Here is a 12,817-nt window from a genome sequence, read left to right as displayed (position 1 = left end):
CGACTTTCATAAAGCCCGGGGCAGATCTTTTTCTTTTTGTCAGCATGTTGCCCATCTTTAAAAAGGGCTCACTTGTCCAATCCTTATCCCTTTTTAATCCAGAATTTCAAGACATCGTTCTCCTCTGTATCTTTCAAAAGTTCGTGCCCGCCGGATTTCACCCAGGCGGCGATATCACTTTTCGCTCCTTTATCGGTCGCCTGGACTTCCAGAACCTCACCGGTCTCCAGTTTCTCTATCGCTTTTTTCGTTTTAACGATCGGCATCGGGCATGCCAATCCTTTTGCATCCAACACTTCATTCGCTTCCATTGTTCTTCCTCCTTTTTATTGCTGTTCCGTGGCTGTGACAGACGACGGTTCTGTGTTCATCATTTTAATCGGCTGACTTTATCGTTCGAACTGCTCATTCCATGCTTGCATGCCGCCGTCTAAAGAGTACACCTCTTCATATCCTTCTTCATCAAGCATTTCTGCGACCATCTGCGATGAATTCCCTTTCGCACAAACGACGATTATCTCTTGGTTTTTCGCCAATTTCCCATCAAGGGTTTGGAGGTCGTCGAGTAGATTGAAGTAAGGTTCGTTGATGACCTCCACCTGACTGCTTTCAATCTTCCCTTCATCAAAATCGTCACTGTTGCGCACATCCAAAATCAGAGTTTTATCCTCGTTGTTCTGCATCTTTTCAGCTAAATCACTAGTTGATAAATGTTTAACGGTCACCATTCAAGCTCCTTTGTTTAGAAAGTTAAGGAAATGTCTGCATCTTTTGCATACTCAATGAAAGAAGCAGCGCCGCCGACTTCGATGCCCTCTACAAAATCCTCTTTGTCTAAACTCATGACATCCATTGTCATTTGGCAGGCGATGAGTTTGACATCCATCTCTTGAGCGATGCCGACCAACTCTTCAATGGAAGGCACATTCGCTTTTTCAAAACCTTCTTGGAAATGTTCTTTTCCTTCAGGTAAAGGCAGGTTTTTGTGCCCTTCGTTATGAATCAAGTTCAACCCCTCAAATGTGAAGAAAATGCCTACCTCTGCATCAGAAGCTGCTGCCGCTGAGGCGATATTAAAAACTTTATAAGCATCAAATAGACTTCCATTTGCCGCAATGATGGCCACTTTTGTATTCGCCACTGGAACTCCTCCTTGAAAATGATTGACTTCACTTCATAGTCTTATCTTCCATGGTCTTCTTATGATGATTTCCCGGGTGTAAGGGAAAGGTGCGTATTTGAAGACAGGTGGATTCTATTTCGTCCCGCTATAATCGTTTACCTTTAGGAGTGGATATCCTTTTTACAGAAGTACCAATCCACACATTCATAATTCGGATCATCGATACGTGCTTTTGCATCCTCTGTCGTTTTTGGAGGAGAAGCCACGACTCGATCTCCTTCCTTCCAATCGGCAGGAGTGGATACGCCATGTTCATCCGTCGTTTTCAGTGCTTCCACAAGACGGAGGATTTCACCCATGTTGCGACCGGTAGTGAGTGGATAATAGATCACAGATCGGACGGTCCCTTTATCATCAATGACGAAGACGGCTCTTGAGGTCTCTGTTCCATTGCTTTCCGGCATGATCATTCCGAACTTTGTAGCGACTCGTTTATCTAGATCAGCAATGACCGGAAATTCAATGGTCGTATTGAAGTTTTCTTCAATATTTCGAATCCAGGCAATGTGGGATGTGACACTGTCGACACTTAATCCGATCAATTCTGTGTCCCGTTCACGTAATTGATCATAGATCCCTTGAAAAGCCACAAATTCAGTCGTACACACAGGTGTGAAATCGGAAGGGTGGGAGAAAAGAATGAACCATTTTCCTTCGTAGTCGTTTAACGAAATTTCCCCGTGTGTGGTTTGCGCCGTGAAATCGGGTGCTTTTTCACCAATTCTAGGTAAGCTGTACGTTTGTTCCTGTACCTGATTTTCTTGTTCCATACGATCACTCCTCTAAATTGGTTGTTCGAAATTTCAAATCAAAATGAAAGGCGACATTAGGGATTTTTAAACATGACCGAACTCAAACTATTGTTTATCTACGTTTACAGTTGTTCCATAACCGGTTTCTTTCATACCTAAACGGGTATGTTGCGAATGAATATGTAAAACTCTGTCAAGGCAAGGTGTTGTGGGATGTATTTTAGAACTTTATGACCACTGGGTAATCCAGGCTTTTCCCATCGTTCACTGGCATTTCCATTTGCTTCATAGAAGGAGGAAGGGATTGCTTTTTTATAGTAAGATAGATGGTAACGACTACATTGGATTGAAAATAAGGGAGGAAGAGTCATGTCAAAGGAAACGGGGACAAGCAATAAAGGGGAGCTTTTAGTAGAAGAGAAGCAGGAATTACTTCAAGGGTTGAAAGCACGCTTTGAAAAGAATAGCCACCGGCATGAGGAGCTGGATTGGGCCAAAGTTCAGGCCAAATTGGAAGCACACCCGGAAAAACTCTGGTCACTGAATGAAATGGAAAGAACCGGTGGCGAACCGGATGTCGTTGGATACAGCAAAGAGAAGGACGCCTACATCTTTTATGATTGTTCAAAAGAAAGTCCTAAAGGCCGGAGAAGTGTGTGTTATGACCGCGCTGCCCTGGAATCCAGGAAGAAATATAAACCGGAAACCAGCGCAATGGATCTGGCCGCGTCGATGGGGATCGAAATGCTGACGGAAAAACAGTATCGTGCTCTGCAGGATCTCGGGGAATTTGATTTGAAGACATCCAGCTGGGTTCATACGCCTGAGAAGATTAGAGAACTTGGCGGGGCGCTTTTTTGCGATCGTCGCTTTGATCACGTCTTTTTGTATCATAACGGGGCAGAGTCCTATTATAAGGCCAGAGGGTTCCGGGGTTCGCTCTACGTCTGATGTCTCACACAAAAAAAGCCTGTACCTCCTGTGATATTCAGGATGAACAGGCTTTTTTATGATGGTGCGAAATTATTGGAACATCTCTTCCGGAAGCTGCTTGCTTGCATCGGGAACTTCATTTGGTTCTGTGTTGATCACATCAGAAGAATACACTTTTACAATCATCTGTCCGCCGTACACCTTTGACCGGATCAACAGGGGCTGATTGTATGGATTTTTAAATGTGAAATCAGGACCGTACCAGCTCACTGTCGCATCACGGCCTTCGGGAACATAAGGCACACGCTTGCTGTGAGAATAGCGTTCCAGGATCTTAACCCCCGCTTTGTCGACAGAATTAAACAGGGTGGAAGATAACTGGCATATACCCCCGCCGATACCTTCCGACACTTCTCCTTTGACAATGACTGGAGCCTTCTTATATCCCTTTTCCACTGTTCTTTTTCCAACCACTTTATTGAAAGAAAAAACCTCGCCGGGGAAAACGACATGGCTGTCCAGGGCTTCAGCAGCCAACCGGATATTGTGGGAGCGCTCTTCATTGTTTTTATTGAAATAGGTCACATATTGGCCGATCTGTTTCGTCCGGATCGTTGCGAGCAGTTCACTATCGACTCTAGGGTGAGCCGGAATCGTAGGCACGTCGATTGTAGATGTTCCGGTGCTGTGCAGATAACGGTAAAACTCTTCGGTGAATGTTTGGTGATCGACTTTAGCTCCCGGCTTACCAGGGATGATTTCTTCCGCTTTTCCGATCTTTGCAGAAACGGGTTCCCGGTTGATCTCCTTCTCCAATTGTTTTAACAGGTCCGCTGTTTTCGTTTTATCAACAAAAGGCTTTCCGAACACCTCATCCGCGAAGTCTTCCCGGTTCACGGTCAATAATTTTTCCCCGTCATGAGTAATGGATAAATGCTGTTCCTGAATGAACGGGGCAGCAATTAGCAAACATAATGAAAGTATGGCAATTTTCATCCCTGACTCCTCCTGAAGTTAGTATGAGTCGGTGGTTTAGGATTCATGTGTGTGACTTTCTGTAAGTGTTGGAGTAGCTGAGAGCGATCATGAAAAAAAGATCCTTTGACATCTTCCTGACTTATTTCTTCTATACGATAAACGGGTACCATCAAAAATGACACCCAGAGGAGGGCATGAAATTGAAAAACGTTTTATCTAAAAAAGCTTTAACAGGTGCGATTGCTTTGGCTATTGCTATACCTGGGATCTCTTATGCCTCAAGTACTTCGGACGCAGAAGTGGAGGTAAACGTGAACAAGGAAGTGGTCGAAAGCGGTGAAACCGAAATCCGCAGTCTTCTGCAGTCCTTTAAAAACGGGGAACTGACGGAAGATGAGGTGGTTGAGAAACTGAGGGAGCAGAAACGGTTCTTTTTCCACAAAGGCAACCATCACTTTGAAGAGATCGATGAAGAAACAAAGCAAAAACTTGAAGCGATCAAAGATCAGATGGAAGCTGGTGAGCTGACGAAAGAAGAGGCAAGGGAGCAAATCGAAGAACTGGGAATTAAACGCCCTCATCCGAAAGGGTTCAAAAAACCAATGCTGGACAACCTGACAGAGGAACAAAGAACGGCTTTAGAAGACATCCATGAAAAAGTGAAGAGCGGAGAACTGACGAAAGAAGAGGCGAGAGCAGAAATGGAAGCGCTCGGTTTGGATTTCTTCCATAGGGACCGCCCTCAGGAATCTACAGAAGAAGAGACAGCGGAGGACACGGATTCTTCCGTGTAACGTCGTGCATAAGAAAGGAAGGCTTTTTCAATAGAAGAAGTCTTCTTTTTCTTTTAGTCCGGCAAACCTTTATAATGAAAGCCAAAGGAGTTCATGACGATGAGTAAAGTATTAATTGTGGAAGATGAACCGACGATCTCCCGTGTTCTTACCGCCTATTTAACGAAAAACGGACTTCAAGTCGAACAGGTTTTCACAGGAAGGGATGCCCTCGATGTGTTTTTCCGGAGTCGGCCGGATCTTGTGCTTCTGGATGTGATGCTTCCTGATGTGGATGGATGGTCCATTTTGTCAGATATACGGAAAAAGAGCTCGTGCCCGGTTATTATGCTGACGGCTCTCGGTGAAATCGATCATCGATTGAAAGGATTTGAGGGCGGTGCGGATGATTACATATCAAAGCCCTTTATCGGGGAGGAAGTCGTCGCCCGTGTCAAAGCCGTGCTGCGCCGTCCGATTCCGACAATAGAGGATCACATCCTGCAGTATGGATCGCTTCGTATTGATCCAGTTGGCCACACCATCCTGCATGAGGGGGAGGAAGTGGAATTGTCTCCGAAGGACTGTTCTCTTTTTTTGTTCCTCGTCCAACATCCGAACCAGACGTTTTCCAGGGACCAGCTGCTCGATCACGTCTGGGGATTTGATTACGATGGCAGTGACCGGGCGGTCGATTTATCGATTAAAAGGATCCGCAAAGCGCTCCGCCTTTCCAAAGACGATCCTTATGCGATCAAAACTCTACGTGGATTGGGGTATCAGTGGCGTGTTCAAACAAAAGAAACGTAAAAACATCTTCTATTACTGGTCACGAAGATATTTGACCACCCTCCTCGTGGGTCTCGTGATTATTGCCGTACTTTCTGTCGTATGGATTCGTCAGACGACGGTGGACAACCGTCTGAACTTGATGCATATCGTCGCCCAGGAGATCGCGGGCCGCGTCGTGAGCACGAACGGCCGGATCTTAGCCGGACCTCTTTTTGAAGACATTCTTAGGAAGAGGTCAGAAGAACTGCAGGTGGCCGAACCGCCTACAGGAATCGTTGTGTCAGCAGAAGGTGAAATCCTTATTACCAACAACAGGGGAGGAACCTTTAAAAACCGAGGGGACTATCTGGCCGAATCCCTTTATAAAACAAATGAATCCACCATAACGTTGGAAGGAAACGAAAAGGCCTACGTGGTGAGTGAACCGATCAAAAGTGATTCAGAAACATTGGGGTATATTGTCCTCGTGAACGAAAAATCGGTTCTCGAAAGCATCAACCAGGAATACCGCCTGCTCGCAGCCATGCTTGGCGGGGTGGGTCTGCTTGGCTGGGTGGTGATCTACTATATGACGAAGAAGGTATCCAAACCACTAAAGGATACGGCAAAGGCAGCCAAACAAGTGAGTGAAGGGAATTATGACATCCATCTTACGGACGTTCCTAAAGAGAGGGAGCTCGCTGAATTGATGGGCTCGTTCTCTGAAATGGCGGATAAATTGAAGCGCCTTGAGGACATGCGAAATGAACTGCTCGCTGGTGTGACCCATGATTTGAAAACACCCGTCACATCGATGAGTGGGTTGATTCAGGCAGTGAAGGACGAGATTGTGGATGGGGAGGAAGCGAAAGAATACCTGGATCTCTCTTTAAAAGAAATGGAACGCCTGCAAACGATGATCCAGGACCTGTTAAGCTTCAATACTTACGTATCCGGCTCGTTCCCCATCCATAAAAAACATCAGGACCTTCACCTCATCCTCCGGGACTTTGAAAAACAATGGCGTTCGAATCCAACGCATACCCCTTTAAGAATGGAAGGACCGGCAGAAGCTTTGAAAATGAACGTCGATGACCACCGAGTAAAGCAAATTCTGTTAAACGTTGTCCAGAATGCCGATCACGCCGTCAAGGACAACGATGGCATCATCACTATGACAGTCCATCATTCCAACGATTATGTCGACATCGACGTGTCGGATACCGGTGGTGGAATCCCGAGTGAAGAACAGACGCTTATTTTTGAACGTTTCTATAGAGGCGAAGCGAAGAAACTGAAGGAAAGGGGACTGGGGCTTGGTCTCCCACTCAGCCGCATGCTAGCCCGTGCCCTTGGCGGAGACCTTTTTCTACGTCAATCTTCCCCGAGCGGGACAACGTTTACGTTGAGATTGCCGAAAGAGTGAATGCTGGTGTTCAAAATAAAAAAAGCGGTTCAAGGAGGTACGATCGATGAGTCATCGAACATGTGACAGAGGTCATAAGTACGAGAAGACAAGTGACTGCCCGATCTGTCCGATCTGTGAGCAAGAGCGGAAGCCTGAGAACGGGTTTCTTTCGACACTCGCCTCTCCGGCAGGAAGAGCATTGGAGAATCACGGAGTAGACTCTCTGAAGGTTTTATCTACTTACAGGGAAGAGGAAATTTTGAAACTTCATGGCCTTGGAAAAAGTTCGATTCCGAAACTCCGCTCAGCCTTGAGTGAAAAAGGATTATCGTTTAAGGATTAACCCCAGGGACTATTTACTGAAGAAGAGGAAATGAATTTTTGATCTGCGAAGTGAAACGATTTTGGGCTGGCATCGTATAGACAGACAGGAGCCGGTCATATGGTTTGGCTGCATCAATCGTCAGGGAGGGATGATCATGAGTGAAGAGCTATTGAATAAAGTTAGACGCATCCTTCTTTACATCGCGTTTCTGCTGGCTGCATTCATCTTATCCTATGGTCTCGCTTATCCACTCGGTTATGCTCCGCTCGGTTATGAAGTGGTGGAAAAACAGGAGAATGCGGTCGTGGTACAGTCTTTGAATGCTTGGGGTTTCAAAGAAGAGAGGATCACCTATCAACCACCTGAAGGGGATGAATGGAGAGCGGAAGCACTGATTGATCGTATCAAAGGTCAAGCTATGGAGTACCATCTTTTTTTCACTTCCATCATGGTGGCCATCTTCTGGGTGGGATTGGATGTCCTTAAAGGGGTACCCTTGAAGAAAGTGCTTGTCCTCAGTTGTTTTTACGTTTTTGTCTCTGGACTATCCCTTATCCGTCATTTGGGGGATATCAAGGAAATTTTAGATGGTTCCTTTTATTAGTCATCGCCATTATTCACCCGTTTTAGGGAGTACCCATTAGATTGAAACCTTTAAAGCTCTCGAACGTATAGAAGTCAACAAGACTTTCAAGGAGGGAGATCCTATGGGTTTTGGTTCATGGTTCATTTTGTTCTTTGTAGTCTTCATGGCTGTCGGTGGATTTAAGAAGCTGAAAAAATAAGCCATGCAACATCCTGTTTTCTTTTCTGTCACGGGTTGGGTTTTTAATGACTTCATTACTCTCTTCAAAGAGGCTTTTCTGAAAAATGGAAGCCTCTTTATTTATTTCTCGATCCTTTTCCAATGATCAGTAACATTTAAGATTCATTGAAGAATGTAAAAAAGGGGAGGAGAACGGAGGTGTTTTTCTTGATCAACGACCGCTTGCGTAAAACAGCGCTTATCGTCCTGCCGCTCGCAGCAGCTGCGTTACTGATCGCAGTGGGTTTGTCAGGGATCTATTTCAAGGATGATGTGGAAATAGGGAATGTCATCGTACTCATAGGCATGATCGGAGCAGCTGTTTTCGTCTTCCTGTCACTCCTCTTCAAAAAAAGAGGTAAGCTCGTGATAGGTTTGGTGCTGGCTGTTTTTCTTGCGACTCCTGTATTGTTTTATTTAATAAACAAACCTACAACGACCACATTCGGTGAAGCACTGCCGGAGCCTATCAGCTCGGGCCAAGTGGTCACTGAAATTAAAATTTATCGTGAGATGGGGAAACCATTCAAGTCTGTGACGTTGAAAAAAACGGAAGAGAAGAACAGAATCCTCCAGATCCCCTCGGATATGACGCTTGTGACTTCTGATGAAGGCTTATCTACGCACCTTTATTCGATCTGGCTGGAAGGGGACTCTTACGGAGACGAGATTCAGATCATTGTCGGAAAGGGTGCCGTCCGTATTTTGGGACGTATGGATGGAGAGGATGTGGGCGGTGAATATAAAATTGAAGGAGAGAACATGCTTTTACAAGTGATCGAGAATGGTGAGTTTACATGGGAGGAAGGGTGAAAGTTGTGCTGACTGATTTAAGAACGCTCCACCTCAGGGTGGGGCGTTACGTCTGCTAGTCTTGATATTCCTTCAGTGCTTCCCGAATGGCTCCTACATAAGCATGAAACGCACCGGTCTCATTAGAAGGATCTTTCCTTGAGGAGTAACTGATGTCGCCGTTCTTATAAAAGGCTTTCCTCTGCCCGCGTGTGATCTCAAGCTGCACACCTTTTCCTGTCTTCGTTCTGTTGACGTAGTTGTCAGGGTCGTCCCCGTCCAGGTGTTCCGGAGCATCTTCGACGGTGAATCCCTTTTCTTCTAAATGCCGCTCCACGATTTTCATCAACTCTTTATCCCGGCCGCCAATCAGTGTTTTTCGCTCCTCTCCGCCTGCCCCGTGAATGGAAAGGTGGTGATCGGCCTTTGCCACCATTTCAAGCGCCTTGGGCTCATTGAAATTTGTAGAGGTGATATGTAAGTTTTTGAAATTATCAGAGGCTAACCTTCCTTTGAAGGCGTAATAAGGATAGGAGTCACCTGCAACCGCCTCAGCTAAGGACGAGCTCGTTTCTTCGATACCGCCACCATGTATTGCGCTGATCAGCCACTTTGGATGACCTTTTGTACTTGTGGCAATGACCCAGTCTTCCCCTTCTTTATAGACCTCCGTCAGCTCTTCAAATGAACAAAACCGATCCCCGGAACAGTCGTCTTCTACTTGCTGCGATCCTTTCTCTTTTCCTTCATATAAAAACCACAGCAACGCTGCCAGCGCAGCGGCGATGGTCAATGTGAGTTTTATTTTCATTTCGGCACCTCTTTCTTCTATTTGTACTTTATCAATGATTGGTTGCAATGAATACGGAAATGCTTTGAAATTTTATTAGAATGAAAAAAAAAGCTGCCAACCGGAGGCAGCTTTTCCTTACGTATGGGGAAGAGGTATCCTCATTGAAAATAATCTCCTGGATTGTTGATAAAAGCGGCTAAATCAATCCCTCCTGCTGTGAGGAGTAAAAGAGCGATTCCAATGAAAATGAGTCGAATGACTTTGTGGCTTGTTTTTTCATTTCTGAAATTTTTAATTCCTTGTAAGGGGAAAAATAAAACGCATAATCCGAACAGAATCGAGAACATAAACATGGCAAACACCTCCAGGTTGTCTTTACTCCTTACCTTATGTACGAATAACTACCGTTTCCGTTTCATCTCCTGCAGCTCTTTTCTGGATGAAGCTTACCGAAGAGGGAACCAATAGAAGGGAAGTGAATCCCCATTTTCAATGAAAGGTGAGAAACCTACATATGCGAACAATACCGAAGACGAAAGCCGCCATTTCCCTCCTTGGTGTGATCCTGATCTTCACAGCCGCGCTTTTGATACATAAGGAAGGGGAGGCAAGAAACGATGAGTCGCTCCAGGAAAAAGTGGAACGGGTGTTAACCGACGAGCGATTGGCAGGGGCTATTGCGGGCATCAGCATCCGTCATGCCGACACGGGAGCCATCCTTTTTGAAAAAAATGCGGACCTTCGATTGATCCCTGCCTCTAATACGAAGCTCTTCACTGGTGCTGCAGCCCTGGAAACACTTGGGCCTCGGTACACGTTTGCAACGGAACTTTGGACAGATGGAGAGTCGAAGCGGGGGATATTGGACGGGAACCTTTATTTGAAGGGAAAAGGGGATCCCACATTAAGAACAGAAGACCTGGATGCTATGGCGCGGGCTTTGAAGAAAGCGGGTGTCCGTAAAATTACAGGCCGTCTGATCGCAGATGATTCGTGGTATGATGATGTGCGTTTATCGGACGGGATCCAATGGACGGATGAGACGGAGTACTATGCAGCCCAGATTTCCGCCCTCACATTGTCGCCGGATAAGGATTATGATGCGGGCACAGTTATCGTGAAGACCATACCTGCTGATGTAAAAGGGGCTCAAGCACATATCGAAATTTTTCCGGACAATGAGTATGTGCAGATCATCAATCAAACCGTGACATCTTCACCGGAAAAAGGGACAGAGCTTGAGGTCGAACGAAGGCATGGAACAAACGAGATTAATGTGAAAGGAGAAATAGCATTGGACGACCCTTTCTCCCATTCCTGGGTCGCTGTGTCGGAACCGTCTGGACTTGTCATGGAACTTTTTCAGAGGTCTCTTCAAAAATACAAGATTACCATGAAAGCTGATAAGGCAGGTTCAGGGGTCACGCCTGAAGAGGCGACACTCTTAGTTACTAGGAATTCGATGGCGCTTGAAGAGTTGTTTTTTCCTTTTATGAAACTGAGCAACAACGGCCATGCGGAAGTGCTCGTGAAGGAAATGGGGAGGGTTGTTCATGGGGAAGGAAGCTGGGCGAAAGGTCTTTCAGTGGTAGAAGAGGTACTGGCCGAGATGGGAGTCGATGTGGAGACGATGCGATTGAAGGATGGATCTGGACTGTCGCGGTCCAACTTAATCCCTGCGCATGAAATCTCTGAGCTGCTTTTTCAAGTACAGGATGAGGAATGGTTTCCGGTGTTGTTTCAATCCCTGCCCATGGCAGGGAACCCGGAACGGTTTGCAGGAGGGACATTACGGTCACGGATGATCGATACGCACGCAGAGGGAAAGGTGCAGGCGAAAACAGGAACGCTCTCAGAAGTCTCTTCCCTGTCCGGCTATGTTACAACAGCTGACGGTAACCCGTTGATTTTTGCCTTTGTTTTCAACAACGTTCTGTCTGATGAGGTGAAGGAGATTGAAGATCAACTGGCGATCCTGTTGTCTGAGCATACGTTCCGAAAAAACTAGCAGCAATCGTGGCGGTTTTATGGGTAACGTATAGTCATTAAGGGTAAAACTAACGATAGGTTTTGATTTCAGGGAGGGTTTTTCATGCACGGATTTCATGATGTTTTCATTCAAATTCTACTGTTACTCGCCATTTCTGTCACGGTGATCGCCATCGCCAAACTCTTGAAGGAACCAGACTCCATAGCCCTGGTTCTGGTGGGGCTTGTCCTCGGACTGACTCAGCTCCCGTTCATTGAGGAAGCGGAGCGTTATATCACACAATCGGAAGTGTTCCAGGCAACGGTCATCTCCCTTTTCCTTCCGATCCTGCTTGGGGATGCGACGTTGAAGCTTCCTTTTCATCATCTATTTTCACAAAAGAAAACGGTCATGGGACTGGCCTTTTTGGGAACGTTCATATCCTCGCTCACCATCGGGGCAGCGGCTTATTTCTTATTGGACCTGCCGCTTGCTGTCGCGTTTACCTTCGCTGCGCTCATGAGTGCGACCGATCCGATCAGTGTGCTTTCCATTTTCAAGTCTCTCGGGGTGAAACAAAAAATGTCGACGATTATGGAAGGGGAGTCATTGTTCAATGACGGGATTGCCGTCGTGCTCTTCAAAATCGCCAGCATCTACTTGCTTACTTACATTGAAATGGGCTGGGCCGGACTTGGCAGCGGAGTGTTCATGTTCTTGAAATTTGCGGTCGGTGGCGCCCTGATCGGCCTGATCTTAGGCTATGTGTTTTCTCAAGTCATCCGGTTCTATGATGATTATCCGCTGGAAGTTGCCTTCAGTGCTCTGCTGTTTTTCGGAAGCTACTTCATTGCTGAACACTTCCATACGTCCGGCGTTATCGCGGTTGTCGTCGGCGGTTTCGTCTTCGGGGATTACGGAGCGAAGATAGGAATGTCAGAGGAAACGAAGACGAACCTCAATACGTTCTGGGATAGTGTCACCCTGCTTGCTAATGCCTTGATCTTCCTGATGGTCGGTTTGGAAATAAGGAATATCGATCTTGCTGGCAATTGGGGATATATCGTCGGGGCGATCGCTATTGTACTTGTTGGACGTACCATCGCGGTTTATATCGGAACAGGCTGGATAAAAGAACTCTCTTCCAAAGAAAGAATTCTCATCAACTGGGGTGGTTTAAGAGGAAGTCTCTCTATTGCTCTCGCCTTAAGCCTGCCCATGGATTTTGACGGACGCGAACAAGTGCTGCTGCTCACCTTCTCCGTCGTCCTCTTCTCATTAATTGTCCAAGGACTCACCCTAAAGCCAGTCATAAAAAAACTCGGACTGGCTTAA

General features: G+C 46.2%; 16 protein-coding genes. 9 read left to right on the top strand and 7 right to left on the bottom strand.

What is annotated here, in order from left to right:
• Positions 1 to 83: 83 nt before the first annotated feature.
• From ACQ4XT_RS17610 to ACQ4XT_RS17595, 4 genes are all read right to left on the bottom strand, one after another.
• On the bottom strand, positions 84 to 311 hold the full coding sequence (locus ACQ4XT_RS17610; protein WP_226588843.1) for a sulfurtransferase TusA family protein: 228 nt from the start codon (positions 309 to 311) through the stop codon (positions 84 to 86).
• A 78-nt stretch (positions 312 to 389) separates the two neighbouring features.
• The gene (locus ACQ4XT_RS17605; RefSeq protein ID WP_446854795.1) at positions 390 to 725 is read right to left on the bottom strand and encodes a rhodanese-like domain-containing protein; all 336 of its coding nucleotides are present in this window, start codon (positions 723 to 725) and stop codon (positions 390 to 392) included.
• Positions 726 to 742: 17 nt separating this feature from the next.
• Complete coding sequence (locus ACQ4XT_RS17600) at positions 743 to 1,141, bottom strand: DsrE/DsrF/DrsH-like family protein (RefSeq protein ID WP_446854794.1); 399 nt, start codon at positions 1,139 to 1,141, stop codon at positions 743 to 745.
• A gap of 143 nt (positions 1,142 to 1,284) precedes the next feature.
• Positions 1,285 to 1,953 carry a peroxiredoxin gene (locus ACQ4XT_RS17595; protein WP_446854793.1) on the bottom strand — a complete coding sequence of 223 codons (669 nt, stop codon included), beginning with the start codon at positions 1,951 to 1,953 and terminating at the stop codon, positions 1,285 to 1,287.
• Between the two features lie 351 nt (positions 1,954 to 2,304).
• Between ACQ4XT_RS17595 and ACQ4XT_RS17590 the strand changes: the two genes are divergently transcribed.
• Positions 2,305 to 2,886: a DUF4256 domain-containing protein gene (locus ACQ4XT_RS17590; protein WP_446854792.1), complete on the top strand. Its 582-nt coding sequence runs from the start codon at positions 2,305 to 2,307 to the stop codon at positions 2,884 to 2,886.
• Between the two features lie 72 nt (positions 2,887 to 2,958).
• On the opposite strand, the gene ACQ4XT_RS17585 is transcribed toward ACQ4XT_RS17590, so the two are convergent.
• Positions 2,959 to 3,864 (bottom strand): VanW family protein, encoded by a 906-nt coding sequence (locus ACQ4XT_RS17585; protein WP_446854791.1) that lies wholly within the window; start codon positions 3,862 to 3,864, stop codon positions 2,959 to 2,961.
• 182 nt (positions 3,865 to 4,046) lie between these two features.
• Here ACQ4XT_RS17585 and ACQ4XT_RS17580 point away from each other — a divergent pair, with 182 nt between their 5' ends.
• The 6 genes from ACQ4XT_RS17580 to ACQ4XT_RS17555 all read left to right on the top strand — a co-directional run bounded on the left by ACQ4XT_RS17580 (position 4,047) and on the right by ACQ4XT_RS17555 (position 8,741).
• Positions 4,047 to 4,640: a hypothetical protein gene (locus ACQ4XT_RS17580; RefSeq protein WP_446854790.1), complete on the top strand. Its 594-nt coding sequence runs from the start codon at positions 4,047 to 4,049 to the stop codon at positions 4,638 to 4,640.
• A gap of 99 nt (positions 4,641 to 4,739) precedes the next feature.
• Complete coding sequence (locus ACQ4XT_RS17575) at positions 4,740 to 5,429, top strand: response regulator transcription factor (protein WP_446854789.1); 690 nt, start codon at positions 4,740 to 4,742, stop codon at positions 5,427 to 5,429.
• Entirely contained in the window at positions 5,407 to 6,816 is a 1,410-nt protein-coding gene (locus tag ACQ4XT_RS17570; protein WP_446854788.1) for a HAMP domain-containing sensor histidine kinase, read from the top strand. The genes ACQ4XT_RS17575 and ACQ4XT_RS17570 overlap by 23 nt, the downstream gene beginning before the upstream one ends.
• A 46-nt stretch (positions 6,817 to 6,862) precedes the next feature.
• Positions 6,863 to 7,141, top strand: coding sequence for an RNA polymerase alpha subunit C-terminal domain-containing protein (locus ACQ4XT_RS17565; protein ID WP_446854787.1), 279 nt, complete (start codon positions 6,863 to 6,865; stop codon positions 7,139 to 7,141).
• Between the two features lie 136 nt (positions 7,142 to 7,277).
• Positions 7,278 to 7,727, top strand: coding sequence for a hypothetical protein (locus ACQ4XT_RS17560; protein ID WP_446854786.1), 450 nt, complete (start codon positions 7,278 to 7,280; stop codon positions 7,725 to 7,727).
• A 360-nt stretch (positions 7,728 to 8,087) separates the two neighbouring features.
• On the top strand, positions 8,088 to 8,741 hold the full coding sequence (locus ACQ4XT_RS17555; RefSeq protein WP_446854785.1) for a hypothetical protein: 654 nt from the start codon (positions 8,088 to 8,090) through the stop codon (positions 8,739 to 8,741).
• Positions 8,742 to 8,796: 55 nt separating this feature from the next.
• Here the strand turns inward: ACQ4XT_RS17555 and ACQ4XT_RS17550 are convergent, their stop codons facing one another.
• Positions 8,797 to 9,531: a poly-gamma-glutamate hydrolase family protein gene (locus ACQ4XT_RS17550; RefSeq protein ID WP_446854784.1), complete on the bottom strand. Its 735-nt coding sequence runs from the start codon at positions 9,529 to 9,531 to the stop codon at positions 8,797 to 8,799.
• Between the two features lie 140 nt (positions 9,532 to 9,671).
• Positions 9,672 to 9,866: a hypothetical protein gene (locus tag ACQ4XT_RS17545; protein WP_446854783.1), complete on the bottom strand. Its 195-nt coding sequence runs from the start codon at positions 9,864 to 9,866 to the stop codon at positions 9,672 to 9,674.
• 146 nt (positions 9,867 to 10,012) lie between these two features.
• On the opposite strand from ACQ4XT_RS17545, the gene dacB reads away from it, so the two are divergent.
• Together dacB and ACQ4XT_RS17535 are read left to right on the top strand one after the other, a co-directional pair.
• Positions 10,013 to 11,521 carry a D-alanyl-D-alanine carboxypeptidase/D-alanyl-D-alanine endopeptidase gene (dacB, locus tag ACQ4XT_RS17540; protein WP_446854782.1) on the top strand — a complete coding sequence of 503 codons (1,509 nt, stop codon included), beginning with the start codon at positions 10,013 to 10,015 and terminating at the stop codon, positions 11,519 to 11,521.
• 84 nt (positions 11,522 to 11,605) lie between these two features.
• On the top strand, positions 11,606 to 12,817 hold the full coding sequence (locus tag ACQ4XT_RS17535; RefSeq protein WP_446854781.1) for a cation:proton antiporter: 1,212 nt from the start codon (positions 11,606 to 11,608) through the stop codon (positions 12,815 to 12,817).

It is taken from the genome of Halobacillus sp. 12SKB (assembly GCF_052941655.1).
Note: the sequence above shows the minus strand (reverse complement) of the source record. Positions and strands in the feature narration are given on the sequence as shown.